14 protein-coding genes are annotated in these 16,242 nt (G+C 62.7%); 3 read left to right on the top strand and 11 right to left on the bottom strand.

All coding sequences use genetic code 11. The features are described 5' to 3' along the window. Positions 1-3: 3 nt before the first annotated feature. Positions 4-975 carry a LysR family transcriptional regulator gene (locus tag AC2FNS_RS10730; RefSeq protein WP_496679415.1) on the bottom strand — a complete coding sequence of 324 codons (972 nt, stop codon included), beginning with the start codon at positions 973-975 and terminating at the stop codon, positions 4-6. Positions 976-1,065: 90 nt separating this feature from the next. Beyond that, positions 1,066-3,501: a GcvT family protein gene (locus AC2FNS_RS10725; protein ID WP_496711184.1), complete on the bottom strand. Its 2,436-nt coding sequence runs from the start codon at positions 3,499-3,501 to the stop codon at positions 1,066-1,068. A 185-nt stretch (positions 3,502-3,686) separates the two neighbouring features. Here AC2FNS_RS10725 and AC2FNS_RS10720 point away from each other — a divergent pair, with 185 nt between their 5' ends. Beyond that, the gene (locus tag AC2FNS_RS10720) at positions 3,687-5,204 is read left to right on the top strand and encodes a trimethylamine methyltransferase family protein (RefSeq protein WP_496711183.1); all 1,518 of its coding nucleotides are present in this window, start codon (positions 3,687-3,689) and stop codon (positions 5,202-5,204) included. A gap of 83 nt (positions 5,205-5,287) precedes the next feature. Then, entirely contained in the window at positions 5,288-6,256 is a 969-nt protein-coding gene (locus tag AC2FNS_RS10715; protein ID WP_496711182.1) for an agmatinase, read from the top strand. On the opposite strand, the gene AC2FNS_RS10710 is transcribed toward AC2FNS_RS10715, so the two are convergent. From AC2FNS_RS10710 to AC2FNS_RS10675, 8 genes are all read right to left on the bottom strand, one after another. Further along, positions 6,253-7,233, bottom strand: coding sequence for an arginase family protein (locus tag AC2FNS_RS10710; RefSeq protein WP_496711181.1), 981 nt, complete (start codon positions 7,231-7,233; stop codon positions 6,253-6,255). The two genes, AC2FNS_RS10715 and AC2FNS_RS10710, sit on opposite strands and share 4 nt — an antisense overlap. Positions 7,234-7,294: 61 nt before the next feature. Then, positions 7,295-8,884, bottom strand: a complete 1,590-nt coding sequence (locus tag AC2FNS_RS10705) for an ABC transporter permease (RefSeq protein ID WP_496711180.1) — start codon at positions 8,882-8,884, stop codon at positions 7,295-7,297. Beyond that, the gene (locus tag AC2FNS_RS10700; protein ID WP_496679427.1) at positions 8,877-9,914 is read right to left on the bottom strand and encodes a quaternary amine ABC transporter ATP-binding protein; all 1,038 of its coding nucleotides are present in this window, start codon (positions 9,912-9,914) and stop codon (positions 8,877-8,879) included. The genes AC2FNS_RS10705 and AC2FNS_RS10700 overlap by 8 nt, the downstream gene beginning before the upstream one ends. Positions 9,915-9,998: 84 nt before the next feature. Continuing rightward, positions 9,999-10,949 carry an ABC transporter substrate-binding protein gene (locus AC2FNS_RS10695; RefSeq protein ID WP_496711179.1) on the bottom strand — a complete coding sequence of 317 codons (951 nt, stop codon included), beginning with the start codon at positions 10,947-10,949 and terminating at the stop codon, positions 9,999-10,001. A 329-nt stretch (positions 10,950-11,278) separates the two neighbouring features. Further along, complete coding sequence (gene rplT, locus AC2FNS_RS10690; protein WP_093965154.1) at positions 11,279-11,644, bottom strand: 50S ribosomal protein L20; 366 nt, start codon at positions 11,642-11,644, stop codon at positions 11,279-11,281. A gap of 14 nt (positions 11,645-11,658) precedes the next feature. Continuing rightward, positions 11,659-11,859 carry a 50S ribosomal protein L35 gene (gene rpmI / locus AC2FNS_RS10685; protein ID WP_039523697.1) on the bottom strand — a complete coding sequence of 67 codons (201 nt, stop codon included), beginning with the start codon at positions 11,857-11,859 and terminating at the stop codon, positions 11,659-11,661. Between the two features lie 181 nt (positions 11,860-12,040). Further along, positions 12,041-13,594, bottom strand: a complete 1,554-nt coding sequence (locus tag AC2FNS_RS10680; RefSeq protein WP_496679432.1) for an alanine/glycine:cation symporter family protein — start codon at positions 13,592-13,594, stop codon at positions 12,041-12,043. A 14-nt stretch (positions 13,595-13,608) separates the two neighbouring features. Further along, positions 13,609-14,046, bottom strand: coding sequence for a universal stress protein (locus tag AC2FNS_RS10675; protein WP_496679434.1), 438 nt, complete (start codon positions 14,044-14,046; stop codon positions 13,609-13,611). A 189-nt stretch (positions 14,047-14,235) separates the two neighbouring features. Between AC2FNS_RS10675 and AC2FNS_RS10670 the strand changes: the two genes are divergently transcribed. Continuing rightward, positions 14,236-14,709 (top strand): Lrp/AsnC family transcriptional regulator, encoded by a 474-nt coding sequence (locus tag AC2FNS_RS10670; RefSeq protein ID WP_496679437.1) that lies wholly within the window; start codon positions 14,236-14,238, stop codon positions 14,707-14,709. Between the two features lie 7 nt (positions 14,710-14,716). Here AC2FNS_RS10670 and pyk read toward each other — a convergent pair whose 3' ends face one another. Continuing rightward, a complete protein-coding gene (gene pyk, locus AC2FNS_RS10665; protein WP_496688701.1) occupies positions 14,717-16,162 on the bottom strand; it encodes a pyruvate kinase in 1,446 nt (481 codons plus the stop codon). Positions 16,163-16,242: the final 80 nt, after the last annotated feature.

Genomic DNA, 16,242 nt, shown 5'->3' with positions numbered 1-16,242 from the left:
GGATCAGGCGGCCTGGTCTTCCATCGTCCGGAAATCACCCTTCAGCCACAAATGCCGTTTGCACATCGGCTCGGTAAAATACTGCCGGATCAAGCTGCTGAGGGCCTTGTGGATCAGTTTTGAGGTGGTGTCCGGATAGACCTCGGTCGTGAACAGGGAAACGATCCTGACAAAGTTTCGACCCGGAAAAGGCGTTGCCCGGACCGAGTCATGATAGCGATGCGCCCGGTGGAAGCATCCAGCGGTGGTGATCGCCCATCCGCTGCCTTCTGCCACCAGCCCCATGATCGACTGGTTGCATTCCAACTCGAACCGGTTGGGCAGGTTGTACTTGTTGCGCGTCAGCTGGATCTCGATCTGCTTGCCGATCGTGTAGTCACGCGAATACCGCAGCAGCGGCAGGTCGGAATGGGGCGAGAACAGGTCCTGAATGTCTCCCTTGAACTTCTCGGGCACGATCACGATGAACGGATCACGCAGAAGTGGGTACTCGATCAGCCCCTGCGTGCCGCCCGGCGGTCGGGTCGCCACACCTGCGTCCAGCTTGTGTTCCTGCAATTTCTCGATGATCTCGTGGCTGGGCCGTGTGAAATGCCGGAAATTGCAGCGCGGCAGCGCATGGGCTAGGAACCGGATCAGTTCGGGCGCGATCTGGTTGTCGAAATCATCCACCAGGGCCAGCCGCAGATCGGTGGCGTGGCGCCAGTTGCCAGACCGGATCTCGGCCTCGCCCCGCTTCAACACGGTCAGGCCATCCCGTACATAACGCGAAAATACCTCGCCAGCCGGTGTCAGGCTCATCGGACGGCGACCGTGATCGACGAGGCCGACGCCCAAAGCGTCTTCGAGACTGCGCAGATGGTTGGACACGGTGCTGATCGACAGGCCAGTTTCCGAGGCCACCTGTTGAATCGACCCAGACTTGGCTACCAGGCGAAACACCTCCAGCCAACGCAGGCTCAGCGGTTTGGACACGGGGCAAAACCCTCCCGCAATTTCGATTTCATCGAAACTAGCGAAACAGAGTTTTGGCTTTCGGGCAATGGTGAATGTTGGCCACCCGCTTTAGCTGCGCATGTGGGTGAAGTCGGGATCGTAGGGGCAGGCAGGGATCACCCGCACCGGAACCCTGTCACCACACAGGTCCAGCATCATCTCGCTGCCTTCGGTGGACAGGTGCGGCTCGACAAAGGCATGTGCCAGGTTCAGCCCGGTGCGATGCCCCCAGTCGCCCGAGGTCACCGTTCCAACCACCCGATCCCCGGCCATCAGCGACGCGCCGGGATGCGCGGGCGCGTGCGTGGCCTGCACTTGCAGCGCAACCAACTTGCGCGACGGCCCGTTGGCCTGCCGTTCGATCAGCGCCGCGCGCCCGATGAACTCCGGCTTGTCCAGCCGGACAAAGCGGTTCAGCCCGGTTTCAAACGGGTCGAACTCCGTGATCAGATCCGCCTTCCAATGCAGGAAAGTCTTCTCCATCCGCATCGACTCGACCGCCCGCGCGCCAAACAATTGCAGGCCAAACGCCTGTCCGGCCTGTCGCAGCGCAAGATAGGCCGCGTAGAGCGAGGCGTTGGGTACATGGATCTCATAGGCCAGCTCACCTGAGAAACTGACGCCCATCACGGTGGCGGGCGCGATCCCGACAAAGCACTCGCGAACGCTGAGCCACGGGAAGGCGTCCCGCGACCAATCCCCGCGCGAACAGGCCGACAGCACGTCACGCGCCCGTGGCCCGGCCAGAACCAGGATGGTCTGGTCGTTGGTCAGGCTACGCAACTGCACGTCCTCGTCGGGGGCGATGTGCCGGGACAGCCAATCCATGTCATGCACTTCGGCCGCTGCGGCCGAGCCGTACCAGACCCGATCCGGCCCCCGGTCGGTTCCGGGCAGATTGGCAATGGTCGCCTCGGCCTTGACCATGCCCTTGTGGTTCAGCAGATAGGCCAATCCCACCCGCCCTGGTCGACGGGGCAGCGCGCCGCAGATCATCCGGTCGAGGAACGCATGCCGGTCGGCACCGGTAATCTCGATCCGGTTGAACCCGTTGACCTCGGCCAGCCCGACATTCTGCTGCACATTGGCGACCTCGGCGGCGATCACGTCGAATGTTTCGTCAAAATCGAAACTGAGCGTCGGCGTGAAATCGGGCGTGGGCTTGATGTACTCGACTCGCTCCCAACCATTCACCACGGTAAACGCCGCGCCCTCGGCGGCCAGAACCGGGGTCAACGGCGTTGTCTTGGCGGGCCGCCCGGCGGGACGGTGTTCGTGCGGAAAGTGAAAGCGGAATTCGTTCTGGTAGTCCTCGATCGCCTTCAGCGCGGTCAGCTCGACATTGGCGTGCCCGGCGAACCGGCGCGGGTCGAGGCACCAAGTGTCATAACAGGCCTCGCCATGCACGATCTGCTGGGCCAGCAGCCAGCCGTGGCCGCCCCCCTCGCCTAGCCCGGCCCGCAGGCCGATGATGCAGAATGCGTTACGCTTGCCGGGGATCGGTCCCACTAGGGGAGCGCCGTCGATCGTGTAGGTGATCGGGCCGTTGACGACCGTGTGGATCCCCGCCTCCATCAGGGCGGGCATGCGGGCAAACGCGCCTTCCAGCACATCGGTCACCCGATCCAGATCGTCCGGGCACAGCGCGTTGACGAAGTTCGGGTCGATCCCGTCCATGCCCCAGGTCTTGCAGTCCTGTTCGTAGAAACCCAGCAGCAGCCCGTTCTTCTCCTGCCGGCAGTAATAATCGCTGATCGGGCAGCGCAGCAGCGGCATGCGGTGGCCGGCATCCCGGATCGCGGGGATTTCCTCGGTCAAAAAATACTGGTGCTCCATCGAGGCCACGGGATGGTGCACGCCCATCATCGCGCCAACCTCGTTCACGCGGTAGCCACAGGCATTCACCACGATGTCGCAGTCGATGTCGCCGTGCTCGGTATGAACGGTCCAGGTGTCGTCTTTGTGCTGGGTCAGGGCCGTGACTGGCGTGTTGCGATAGACTTCGGCCCCGGCCTTGCGCGCCCGCCGCGCCAGCGCCTGACACAGCTGGGCGGGGTCGATGTCCCCGTCCAGCGGATCCCACAACCCGCCCAGCAGATTGTCGGTGGAAATGAGCGGGTGGCGACGGGCGCATTCCTGCGCGTCGATCACCTCGAAATGCACGTCCATCCCCCGCGCCATCGAAGCGAAATAGCGATAGCCCTGCATCTGCGCCTCGGTGTTGGCCAACCGGATGCCGCCGTCGCCATGGTGGTAGTTGATCGGGTAGTCCGGGTCCTCGGCCAGTTCCTTGTACAGGCGGATCGAATGCGACTTGAGCCCCACCATCGTCTGGTTCATTCCGAAATTCGTCACCTGTGCGGCCGAATGCCATGTGGTGCCGGATGTCAGCTCGTTTCGCTCCACCAGAACCACGTCGCTCCAGCCTTCTTGCGTCAGGTGATACAGGGTTGAACAGCCGGCGATTCCGCCGCCGATCACCACGACCTTGGTGCGCGATTTCATGGGTGTGCTCCTTCTGACGTTCCCCAAACCCTGCCGAACGGCGCGGCGGGCGGGCAATGGTGCAGTCACCGGTCCCGAAAAATCGAAACGGGGATTGAGATTTCTCAAAACGGCATTTCCGCTTTGGCCGCACCCCGCGTTGCCGCGTAATCTGCAGGGCAGGATCGGATCAGGAGCCTTCGGAGATGCCAGAACAGGGCAAACGCGGCGGGCGGCGGGCGAGGCTGGCGCAACGGGCGGCCAAACCGGCCTTTGACCCCTGCGCGCCCGGCCAGATCGGCGGGCAGTACAAACCCCTGACCTTGCCCGAGATCGCGGCGATCCACGACACCGCCCTGCGCCTGTTGGAAACGCTGGGCATGGGCGAGGTGCCCGACCGCCTGGCACAAGACCTGATCGCCGCAGGTGCGCAGCCAGGCCCGCCGGGACGGCTGGTCTTTCCCCGCACGATGGTCGAAGGCGCGGTCCGACAGGCCGCCAAACGCTTTACCCTGCACGGGCGCGACCCGGCCCGGTCGATCAAGGTGGGCGGCGACCGCGTGCATTTCGGCACCGGCGGAGCGGCGGTCCAGACGCTGGACCTGGACAGCGGGCTTTATCGCCCGTCGACCCTGGCCGACCTGCATGATTTCACCCGCCTTCAGGACACGCTGGCCAATGTCAGCTGGTTCACCCGATGCTGTGTCGCCACCGACGTGCCGGACAATTTCGATCTGGACGTGAATACCGCCTATGCGCTGATCCGGAATACCACCAAACCGGTAGCGACCTCGTTCACGCTGGCCGAACATGTCGCGCCCATCGTGCGGATGCTGGACATCGCCGCCGGAGGCCAAGACGCCTTTGCGGAACGCCCGTTTTTGAAGGCGCATATCAGCCCGGTGATCTCGCCCTTGCGGTACGGCGAAGATGCGGTGGACGTGGTCTATGAATGCATCGCGCACAACATCCCCATGTCCTGCATCACAGCAGCCCAGGCCGGGGCGACCGCGCCCGCCACCATGGCCGGGTTTCTGGCCCAGTCGCTGGCCGAAACCCTGGCCAGCCTGGTCATGGTCAACGCGATCCGGCCGGGCTTTCCCATGGTGTTTTCGAACTGGCCGTTCATCATCGATCTGCGCACCGGCGCTTTTTCGGGCGGCAGTGGCGAAACCGCCGTGTTGAACGCGGCCTCGGCCCAGATCACCAACTGGCTGGGGCTGCCCTCGGGCGTGGCCTGTTCGATGACCGATGCCAAGGCCATCGACGCGCAATACGGCGCCGAAAAAGGCATCACCTCGCTGGCCGCCGCATTGGCCGGCGGCAATTTGATCTACGAAAGCTCGGGCATGACGGCCTCGCTGCTGGGGGTCAGCTTCGAGGGGTTCGTGCTGGATGACGAGATGCATTCGCACACCTATCGCGCCCTGCGCGGGATCGAGGTGACCGAAGAAAACCTGGGCTTTGACGCGATCTGCCAGTCGGTTCTAGGCGAGGGCCATTTCCTGGGCAGTGCCCACACCCATGCAGCGATGGAGCGCGACTATTTCTACCCCGCCCTTGCCGATCGGGCCGAGCCGCGCAGCTGGCAGGACAGCGGCGCACGCGATGCCTGGTCCAACGCCCGCGACCGCGCGCGTGAAATCCTGCGCACGCATCACCCGCAATACCTCAGCCCCGAACAGGAGGCCGAGATCCGAACCAATTTCCGGATTCTGTCCTGATCCGACGCCGTTGTGTCGCGGACCGGGTGTTTTTGGCGCGGGCTTGCCGCTAGGCTCGGGCAAACGACGACACAGGGGGCCCCATGGCAAATGCGTTCTTTCAACCCGTCTCGGCGATGGAGCTGGCGCGCTTTGCCGGTGTCCCCACTTTCATGCGCCTGCCGGCCCTGACCCCGGACGACGACCGGATGGATCTGGTCGAGCTTGGGCTGGTCGGCATCCCCTGGGACGGGGGCACCACCAACCGGCCCGGCGCGCGGCACGGGCCACGGCAGTTACGCGACCAGTCCACCATGATCCGCGCCATGAACCCGGTGACCGGGGTTGCCCCGTTCGAACTGGTCAACTGTGCCGACCTGGGCGACGTGCCCCCCAACCCAGTGGATATCGAGGATACGTTGGACCGCATCACCCGCTTCTACACCGACCTGATGCTGCGCGGCATAGTACCCCTGACGGCGGGCGGTGATCACCTCACCACCCTGCCCGTCCTGCGGGCGCTGGCCAGCGAGGGCCCGCTGGGACTGATCCAGTTCGACAGCCATACCGACCTCTTCGACAGCTATTTCGGCGGGCATAAATATACCCACGGCACCCCGTTCCGCCGCGCAGTCGAGGAAGGGCTGGTCGATCCCGAACGCTTCGTGCAGGTGGGCATTCGCGGCACCGCCTACAACACCGAGGATATCGAATGGGGCGAGGCGCAGGGCATCCGCATCATCCGCATCGAAGAGCTGTTCGACCGCGGCATCGACGATGTCATGACCGAGGTCCGCTCCATCGTCGGCGACGCGCCCTGCTATTGCACATATGACATCGATTTCGTGGATCCCACCCATGCCCCCGGCACCGGCACGCCCGAGATCGGCGGCCCCAACAGCTTTCAAGCCCAGCAGGTCATCCGCAAGCTGGAAGGGGTGAACCTTGTGGGCGCGGATCTGGTCGAGGTCTCGCCGCCCTTCGACCCATCGGGCGGCACCGCATGGCTGGGCATTTCGTTGATGTTCGAACTGCTGTGCGTGCTGGCCCAGGCGATCGACGCGCGGCGCTAGGCCCGGGCGACGTTCTCGGCGATCATCGAGATCATCTCGAACATCACCGCAGCCGCCGTCAGCGCGGTGATGTTGTTGGGGCTATCCTTGGTCGGCATCATGCAGACCACATCGCCGCCGACGATGTTGAGCCCCCGCGCGGCATGCAGGATGCCCACGGCCTCGTCGATGTCAAAACCCTTTTCGCCGGGTTCCAGGTTCGACACCCCCGGCGCGATGGTCGGATCCAGGCAGTCGAGATCGAAGGTAATGTAAACCGGCCGGTCGCCCAGAACCTCGCGCGTTTGGGCCACCACATCGGCCAAGCCACGCTGGCGGAACTCGCGCATGGTGACGATGTTGTAGCCATAGTCATACGAGGGTTGTAGCCAGTCCAGGCTGCGCGGATGCCCCCGCAATCCGATCTGCATCGACCGGGTCGGGTCCACCTGCCCCTGATCGGCCAGGTAAGCTCCCCAATGCGCAGCCGACTTCTTGGCCCCCAGGAAATGATCGACTTTGGTGAACACATCCGTATGCGCGTCCAGATGCAGAAAGCTGACTGGTTGCCCGCCCGCCAGTTTGCCTCGGCCCAGCGCCTGTACGATCCCACCCGCAATCGAGTGATCGCCGCCCACCGAAACGGGCCGCGCCCCGGCGGCGTCGATGTCACGGTAGAAGGCGGTGATGCGCTCGATGCAGTCCTCGTTGTCGTTGGCGCGCGGGAACGGCACGTCGCCCACATCGGCAATGCGCGCGCTTGACCACGGATCGATCTGGAACAACGAATGCACCCGGCGCTGCACGGCCGAGACATGACGCAGCGCACGCGGGCCCAGATGCTGGTCGCGCTCGGTGGTGCCGTTACCGGCGGAATGCGGCACGCCCACAAGAGCGATATCCTGATCCTGCGGCCCCACATGGGGGCACCGGAACAGGGTGGGCACGCCCCACCAGTACAGGTTGTCCATCATGGATTGTTCGTAGCGGTCCGCCATCGTGTCTCCCCGCCCTGAAATGAAACCGCCCCCACGGGTGACCCGGGAGGCGGCTGTCGCGTCAGATCTTTTCGTCTTCGCGTCGGAAGGCGCCCTGAACGATGCGGTCCATGACCATGGCCAGGAACAGGATCGCAAAACCGCCCAGCAGGCCCGGGCCCTTGGCCGCGTATTGCAGCGCCTCAAGGATTTCCTTGCCCAGACCCCCGCCGCCGATCAGCGAGATGATCACGACCATCGACAGACACATCAGGATGGTCTGGTTCACGCCGGTCATGATCGACGGCAGCGCCAGCGGGATTTCCACGTCCTTCAGCAACTGCCATTTCGAGGCACCAAAGGCCACGGCGGCCTCTTTGATGCTTTCAGGCACCCCGCGCATGCCCAGCGCCGTCAGGCGGATCACCGGCGGCATACCAAAGATGATCGTAGCCAAGATGCCTGGCGGGTTGCCGGTGCCAAAGAAGGCGATGATCGGGATCAGGTAGACGAAGGCCGGCAGGGTCTGCATCAGGTCCAGCACCGGCTCGGCCGCGCGATAGGCGCGTTTTGATTTGCCGAACCAGATGCCCAGCGGAATACCGAAGGTGACGCACAGCAGCACGGCCGCGCCCACCAAAGCCACCGTCTCCATCGCCACGTCCCAATAGCCCAGCAGCGCGATATAGGCCAACGACGCGGCAGTGAAGATCGCCACGCGCGGTCCCGCCGCGCGCCACGCGGTCACGCAGATCACCAGCATGACCACCGGCCAGGGCGACCCGATCAGGGCCACCGTCAACCCGTCCAGAACCGAGCGTACACCGGCAACGATCCCGTCGAAAATGTCTCCGCCTGCGGCAGCTGCAGCGTCGATCCGGGCCTCCATCCAACTGGCCAGGGCCGAGAACAGCGTGCCCTGATCAGGCCCGAGGATCATTTCCGACACTGCCTTTTCAGGGAAAGCGTCCAACAGAGGCAGCGATGCGTTCACAGTGAATTTGTACACGATCAGCGGACCGATCGCTGCCACCAAAACCGCGCCTAGAACCGTGTTCCGGGTCGAGCGGCCGCTTTCGGTGCTTTCGGGGTCGATCCGCCAGTTCGAATACTGTTTTTCGTACACCCGGTCAGCGTAGAACCCCTGAACCAGCTTGAAAACCAGCAGCATCAGAAGACCGGTGACCATGATCCCCAAGGCTTCGGACTGCGCCAGCTGCGCTTTCTCAAGGCTGCTGTCCGCCGCTTTCTGGATATTTGCGGCCAGTTTGTTGAACCGATCGATGTCTGCCTTCTCGGTTGCATCCGCCGCGCGAGCCATCAACTCGTTTGCGCGTTCCTGCTGACGGGCCGCGCGTTCGGCCAGATCTGCCCCCGGGTTGCCCCAAGCGCCGCGACCGATCTGCACCCAAGCGATGATCTCAAGGATCAGGAAGGTCCAGAACATCCCCCAGATCGCCCGCGAGGCGGACCAGAACGGCCCCAGCACCGCCGCCCACAAGTTGAACGTGTTCGGGATCGGACTGGTCGCATCATGGATCTTGTGAAAGGCTTTGACGTAGTAGTCACCATTAGGGCCTGCGAATTCGTGGATCGACCGATCCAGCGCCTCGCGGTCCACCTCGATGTCGGAGGCGGCCGTGACTTTCAATTCCGTGGTTGCATCAGTCATTTTTGCCCCCCTGAATTCCGCGCAGCAGGCGTGGTTTGGTCACGACGCCCACATCCTGACCGCCGTCGGTGATCACCACCGGAAGCTCGGTGTTCACGGCCAGATCGATCAGTTGGTCGAGGTCTGCGCCCTCATCCGCGCGCGGCGCGCCATCCAGCGGGCCGGAGTAACTGTCCAACGACTCCATGATCGAATGCGCCTTGACCAGTTTGAGCTTGGATATGCCCTGCACGAACTCGCGCACATAGTCATCGGCCGGGTTCATCACGATGTCCTCGGGCGTGCCGATCTGGACGATCACACCGTCCTTCATGATGGCGATGCGATGACCGATACGGATCGCCTCGTCCAGGTCATGGGTGATGAACAGCGTGGTCTTTTTCAGCTGCGCAACCAGAGCCTTGAACTGGTCCTGCAACTGCAGCCGGATCAGCGGGTCCAGTGCCGAGAACGGTTCGTCCATCAGCAGGATTTCCGGGTCCGAGGCCAGCGCGCGCGCGATGCCCACGCGCTGCTGCATCCCGCCCGACAGTTCCTTGGGCAGCCGGTCCTCATAGCCGGTCAGATCCACCAGGCCCAGCGCGTGATCGGACACTGCCCAACGCTTGGATTTCGAGACTTTGCGGATCTCCAGCGGATAGGCCACGTTGTCGCGCACCGAGCGGTGCGGCATCAGCGCCATGTGCTGGAACACCATCCCGATCTGCTGGGCGCGGATGCGGCGCAGTTCGGACTCGGAGATCTTGGACACGTCCTGCCCCATGATCTCGATCTTTCCGGCCGTGGGCTCGATCAGGCGATTGACATGGCGCACAAGGGTCGATTTGCCCGAACCCGACAGGCCCATGATGCAAAAAATCTCGCCACGTGGCACTTCGAACGTGGCGCCTTGAACGCCGACCACGCAATTGAATCTTTCAAGAACTTCAGGTTTTCCAATACCTTCATTTCGGACTGCGGCCATGGCTTCTTCGGCCCGTGCGCCGAAAATTTTCCAGACATTTTCTAGTTTTACGACAGGTTCGTCCATTTGCCCCTCATCTACGGGGTTGCATCCCGGCAAACAGGCAAAGGGCCGCCGCGATCAGTCGCGACGGCCCCCTGCGTTTCTGATTTAGTTCGTCAGCCAGCCGATAACGGTGTCTTCGTTTTCAGCCACCCACTGGCGGGCGAAATCGGCTGCTTCCACGTTGTCCACGGCCAGCGCCTTTCCCATCGCGCTCAGATCGTCACCCTGCATCTGGTAGTTGCGGAACAGGGCCGCGACCTCGGGGTGGCTTTCCTCAAGCTCTTTGGCGTAGTGCAGGTGCAGAGTTGCCCCGTTCCACGCGGTCGAGGCCTCGGACTTGTCCAGCCAATCCGGGTCATCGGTGGGCTGAACGATCGTCCAGGTGGCCGGATCATGCGGTGGCTCTTCTAGCACGGTCAGTTCCTGCGTCACAAAGATGTAGTGCGGGCTGTAGCAGAACCCGATCCACGGATCACCGACCTTGGTCGCGTTTGCCAGGTTGGCATAGGCGATGGTTTCCTCGTACTCGGTCAGCTCAAAGATCTGGTCATAGCCGTAGGATTTGGCGCGGATCTTCTCGACCACGGTCGACGCCCAGCCGGGCGCGCCGATCCAAACCTCGGGAGTGCCGTTTCCGTCAGTGTCAAAGATCGCCATCTTGTCCGGATCGCTCAGGTCGTCGATGGATTTGATGTCATATTCCTCGGCAATGTAGGTCGGAACGCACATACCCTGCTCGGCCTGGACCGGGTTCTCGTTCATCACGACGGTGCCTTTTTCTTTGACATAGGTGTCGTGCAGGTTCTGCTGGTTTGGCATCCAGACTTCGGGGTGGACGTGCATCGCACCCGAATCCATCGCTTCGAACACGATGGGGTTGGTGCCGTTCTGCAATTCGACATCGAGGCCGAGGTTGTCTTCGATGACAACTTCAAGAATGTGCGCGGTGGCATTCACCGACGCCCAGTTCGGTACGCCGATCACGATATCCGCGGCAACCGCAGGCATGGCAATCGCCATCGATGCGCCCCCAAGCAGCATGGTCAATTTCTTCATGGCATTTCTCCGTGTTGGTCATCTACGGTGCTGGTCTTGCATCACGCCCCCAGCCCGGTTGGGACCGCCGCGCGCATGCCAGCATCTCGGTTGTTTTCGCGCACGGCCATTCAAAGGACCGCTGCATGAAAAATGAAGCACGCGGGCCCGAACCCTTTCAAGCGCCACGATCTGATGCGGTCACATGTGCGACTTTATCTAATACCTGTTCCGACTTTTTCGAAATCATGCCCGGCCGTTTTTGACGCCGGCAGTCTGGCCAGTTGCGCAAACCAAAAAAGGCCGCCCCATGCGGGACGGCCTTTCTTTCACTGTCTCTCGAAAGAAGATCAGGCAGCCAGAGCGGCCTGTGCCTTGGCAACGATCGCGCCGAACGCTTCCGGTTCGTGCACGGCCAGATCGGCCAGGACTTTGCGGTCCACTTCGATGCCGGCCAGGTTCAGGCCGTTGATGAAGCGGGAATAGGTCAGAGCTTCGTCATGCGAACGAACAGCGGCGTTGATGCGCTGGATCCACAGAGCGCGGAAGTTGCGCTTGCGGTTCTTGCGGTCGCGGGTTGCGTACTGGTTGGCCTTGTCGACGGCCTGACGGGCAACCTTGAAGGTGTTCTTGCGGCGGCCATAGTAACCTTTGGCGGCCTTGATGACCTTCTTGTGACGGGCGTGAGTTACGGTTCCACCTTTAACGCGGGACATATCGGTATCTCCTCTTAGCGGTCGTAGGGCATGTAGCCCTTGACGATCTTGGCGTCGGGGGCGGACAGGGTGGTGGTGCCACGGGCGTCGCGGATGAACTTCTTGGTCCGCTTGATCATGCCGTGCCGCTTGCCGGCCTGAGCCGACATGACCTTACCGGTCGCGGTCACCTTGAAGCGCTTCTTGGCGCTCGATTTGGTCTTCATCTTGGGCATTTCCGTCTCCTTTCAGGGTTCGGTCCGAAACGCGACTCGGCATGCCACATCGGCCGGTCGCGCGATCAGATGCGCCGTTTACGCAAGTTCGGTCATGCTGGCAAGGGGTTTTTGACCCGGTTTTTCTCTTTTCGCACCGGTGTCGGGAACCGGGGCGGCAGGGCCGCCCCGGTTGGTATCATCAGTCGGCGAACTTGCGGATTTCGCCGCTTTTCAGCCGCGCACTGTACGAGGCCAGTTCCTGGCGCACCACTTTCATCAGGAAGTAGAGTGCAAAGACGTTAACCACGGCCATTGCAAAGATCGCCGCATCCGAGAAGTCGATGACCGGCGTCAGGTTGGCCGCCGCCCCGATCACTACGAAGATGCAGAAGATGATCTTGAACACCAGTTCCTTGGTGTGGCCTTCGCCGAACAGATAGGTCCAGGCCTTGAGGCCATAGTAGGACCAGCTGATCATGGTCGAGAAGGCGAACAGGATCACCGCGACGGCCAGGATGTAGGGGAACCAGCTGAAGGCGCTGCCGAAGGCGGCCGAGGTCAGGCTGACGCCCGCGTTTCCATCCACGGTTGCGATCGCCGTGCCCTCTTCGTTCAGCATGTACAGGCCGGTTGCCGGATCGATCACCAGCTGCTGGGTGATGATGATCACCAACGCGGTCATGGTACAGATCACCACCGTGTCGATGAACGGCTCGAGCAGCGAGACGAAGCCTTCGGTGATCGGCTCCTTGGTGCGGACGGCCGAGTGCGCGATGGCCGCCGAACCCACTCCTGCCTCGTTCGAGAAGGCGGCGCGTTTGAAGCCTTGGATCAGGGCGCCGACCATGCCGCCGGCCACGCCCAGACCAGTGAAGGCACCGGCGAAGATCTGACCGAAGGCCCAGCCGATCTTGTCGGCATTCATGCCGATGATGACCAGCGCGGTCACAACATACAGAATGCCCATGAACGGCACGACCTTCTCGGTCACGCGAGCGATCGACTTCAGGCCGCCCACGATGACCATGAAGACAACGGTCGCAAAGACCAGGCCGGTGATCCAGCCGGGATAATCGCCGACGATACCCGCGATCTGCTGGTGCGCCTGGTTGGCCTGGAACATGTTGCCCCCGCCCAGCGCGCCAAGGATACAGAAGATCGAGAACAGGACCGCCAGGATCTTGCCCCCGGGCAGCCCCAGCTCGGCAAAGCCCTTGGACATGTAGTACATCGGGCCGCCCGAAACGGTGCCGTCCTCGTACTCGTTGCGGTACTTCACGCCCAGCGTACATTCGGTGAATTTCGACGCCATGCCCAGAAGGCCGGCGAGGATCATCCAGAAGGTCGCTCCGGGTCCGCCGATGCCGATCGCCACCGCGACGCCCGCGATGTTGCCCAAGCCGACCGTACCCGACAGCGCCGTTGCCAGCGCCTGGAAGTGACTGACCTCGCCCGCATCGTTGGGGTCGGAATAGTCACCTTTGACAAGGCTGATCGCATGGCCGAAGAACCGCATCTGCACAAAGGCGAAGTACAGCGTGAACACCGTTGCGGCCACGACCAGCCACAGCACGATCCACGGGAAGCTCGTGCCCGGAAGCGGCGCGAAGATGAAGCTGACGAAGGGGCCCGTCAGATTTGAGAAGGTCTGGTTGATCTTTTCGTCCAGACCGGGGGCCTCCTGCGCAAGTGCGGGGTTGGCCAGCAGGGCCGCGGCCGCACCGGACAGGCCCAGAGTTTTGATCGATTTCATGTCTGCTCCTCCCCTCAGTTTACGACCGTGACCGGGACGTCGGCATGCATGACCAGATTCTGGGTCGAGCTGCCGAAGATGCGTTTCTTGAACCCGTCGGCGGATGACCGGCCGACAACGATCTGCGATGCGCCGTTCTTGACGGTGATCGCGTTCAGCGTTTCGGCCACGTCACCATGCCGGACGACGCCGTGTGCGTTGAAGCCTTCGGCCTTCAGCGCTGCCACTGCGGGTTCGACCACGCGGCTGTTGGCAAGGGCGATCTCTTCCTCGCGCCGCTTGTGCCGCAGGGCGTTTTCCTCGGGCGTCTGGAATGTGTAGGGCGACCATTCGATGACATAGGCGACAATCAACTCGCACTCGCCGATCCGCTTTGCCAGGGTCTTGGCAAATTCGAGAGCACGTTCGCCGGTCTCTGTCCCGTCCAGTCCTATGACAATTTTCGTTGTCATCTCGTTCCTCCGTTTTTTGTTGATTTGGCCGAGGCCCGTGCCCCCGGCAGGGCAGCCGGATCCTGGAACTCATCGTCGAGACTGCCCTGTGGTCAAGTATCAGGAATAATCACTAGGGAAAGGGGATGATTTTGGTCTAATCTCAGGAAAAAATGCCGCTCCACCTAAAAATTGCAGGGAATTTGACTGATGGATAGGGATTTGGACAAGATCGACCAACGCATATTGGCCGAGCTGGAGGCCAATGGCCGCCTGCCCATAGTCGAACTGGCAGCGCGTGTAAACCTGACCAACACGCCCTGTTCTGAACGGGTGAAACGGCTTGAGAAAAACGGCTATATCACTGGCTACAGCGCGGTGATCGACAAAGAGAGGCTGGGGCTGGCGCACCTGACTGTGGTTCAGGTGTCACTGGCCGCCACGGCCGATCACTCTCTGGACCGGTTCAACGACGCTGTACGCCGGGTGCCCGAGATCGAGACCTGCCTGATGGTGGCGGGCTCATTCGACTATCTTCTGACGGTGCGTACACGCGACATCGCCCACTTCCGCATGGTGCTGGGCGACAAGATCAACAAGTTGCCGGGAATTCACCAGACAAGTTCCTTCACGGTCATGGAGACCGTGAAGGAACCCGTCGGGTCAAAGACACGTACCGCCTAAAGGCGCATCATTCCGGGTCGGTGGCGTAGATCAGGCGTTCGTCACAGGGCGCGACGCGCAGGATGTTGGTCGAGCCGGGTACGTTGAACGGCACGCCGGCGGTCACGACGATCTGGTCGGACTGGCTGGCAAAGCCGCTGGCGCGCGCCGCGCGGGCGGCATTGACCACCGCCCCCTTGAAGCGTTCCAGTTCCGGCGTCATCACGCAGTGGCACCCCCAGGACAGGCACAGCCGCCGCGCCGTGCCCCGCAGCGAGGTCATGGCGATGATCGGCACATGCGGTCGTTCGCGGGCGGTCAGCAGGGCGGTGGTGCCGCTTTGGGTAAAGCAGCAGATCGCCTTGATGTCGGTCTTCTCGGCGATCTCACGCGCTGCGGCGACGATGCCGTCGGCCACGGTCGTGCCCTTGGTGGCGCGCGAGGCGGCGATGATCTCGGCATAGGTCGGGTCGGCTTCGACCTCGATGGCGACCTGGTTCATGGTCTTGACCGCCTCGATCGGATAGGCGCCCGCGGCGGATTCGGCGCTGAGCATGATGGCGTCGGCGCCCTCATAGATCGCGGTCGCCACGTCGGAGACTTCGGCGCGCGTGGGCATCGGGCTTTCGATCATGCTTTCCAGCATCTGCGTCGCCACGATCACCGGCTTGGCCGCCGCACGGCAGCGGCGCACCAGGCGCTTCTGGATCGGCGGCACGGCCGAAACCGGCAGTTCGACCCCCAGATCGCCGCGCGCCACCATGATCCCGTCCGAGGCATCCAGGATTTCCTCAAAGGCCTCGACCGCGGCGGGCTTTTCAATCTTGGACAGGATGGCGGCGCGTCCATCGGCAAGGGTGCGGGCCTCGAACACGTCCTTGGCACGCTGCACGAAGCTGAGCGCCAGCCAGTCGACGCCCAGTTGGCAGACGAATTCCAGATCATCCCGGTCCTTTTCCGACAGGGCCGCCAGCGGCAGCACCACGTCGGGCACGTTCACGCCTTTGCGGTTCGAGATCGTGCCGCCGATCTCGACCTTGCAGTCGGCAAAATCGGCGCCGCATTTCTCGACGATCAGGCGGATCTTGCCGTCATTGACCAGCAGATGCGCGCCGGGCTCGAGCGCCTGGAAGATCTCGGGATGCGGTAGGCAGACGCGGGTGGCGTCCCCCGGCGCATCATCCAGATCAAGGCGGAACGGCGCACCTTCGACCAATTCCTCGGCGCTATTGGCAAAGACGCCCACGCGCAGCTTGGGTCCCTGCAGGTCGGCCAGAATGGCGATCGGGCGGTCCACGTCCTTTTCCACCTGCCGGATGATCCGGTGGCGTTCGCGAATCTCGTCATGACTGCCATGGCTCATGTTCAGGCGGAACACGTCGGCGCCGGCCTCGTGCAGCGCGCGGATCGTATCATAGTCGTTGGACGCCGGGCCCAGCGTCGCCACGATTTTCACATTTCTCAGGCGTCGCATCGCGCTTGCTCTCCTTGATGGCCAAATGTTACCGCAAACAGTGTTCGGGTCGCTTATTGCGCAATTCCCTTTCCGAGGCA

It is taken from the genome of Ruegeria sp. BHSA191, from assembly GCF_059613325.1.
Note: the sequence above shows the minus strand (reverse complement) of the source record. Positions and strands in the feature narration are given on the sequence as shown.

Bases quoted from the DNA above. Each gene is read 5' to 3' on its own strand.
- AC2FNS_RS10725 (WP_496711184.1), bottom strand. From the start codon at position 3,501: ATGAAATCGCGCACCAAGGTCGTGGTGATCGGCGGCGGAATCGCCGGC.
- AC2FNS_RS10720 (WP_496711183.1), top strand. From the start codon at position 3,687: ATGCCAGAACAGGGCAAACGCGGCGGGCGGCGGGCGAGGCTGGCGCAA.
- AC2FNS_RS10715 (WP_496711182.1), top strand. From the start codon at position 5,288: ATGGCAAATGCGTTCTTTCAACCCGTCTCGGCGATGGAGCTGGCGCGC.
- AC2FNS_RS10710 (WP_496711181.1), bottom strand. From the start codon at position 7,233: ATGGCGGACCGCTACGAACAATCCATGATGGACAACCTGTACTGGTGG.
- AC2FNS_RS10705 (WP_496711180.1), bottom strand. From the start codon at position 8,884: ATGACTGATGCAACCACGGAATTGAAAGTCACGGCCGCCTCCGACATC.
- AC2FNS_RS10700 (WP_496679427.1), bottom strand. From the start codon at position 9,914: ATGGACGAACCTGTCGTAAAACTAGAAAATGTCTGGAAAATTTTCGGC.
- AC2FNS_RS10695 (WP_496711179.1), bottom strand. From the start codon at position 10,949: ATGAAGAAATTGACCATGCTGCTTGGGGGCGCATCGATGGCGATTGCC.
- rplT (WP_093965154.1), bottom strand. From the start codon at position 11,644: ATGTCCCGCGTTAAAGGTGGAACCGTAACTCACGCCCGTCACAAGAAG.
- rpmI (WP_039523697.1), bottom strand. From the start codon at position 11,859: ATGCCCAAGATGAAGACCAAATCGAGCGCCAAGAAGCGCTTCAAGGTG.
- AC2FNS_RS10680 (WP_496679432.1), bottom strand. From the start codon at position 13,594: ATGAAATCGATCAAAACTCTGGGCCTGTCCGGTGCGGCCGCGGCCCTG.
- AC2FNS_RS10675 (WP_496679434.1), bottom strand. From the start codon at position 14,046: ATGACAACGAAAATTGTCATAGGACTGGACGGGACAGAGACCGGCGAA.
- AC2FNS_RS10670 (WP_496679437.1), top strand. From the start codon at position 14,236: ATGGATAGGGATTTGGACAAGATCGACCAACGCATATTGGCCGAGCTG.
- pyk (WP_496688701.1), bottom strand. From the start codon at position 16,162: ATGCGACGCCTGAGAAATGTGAAAATCGTGGCGACGCTGGGCCCGGCG.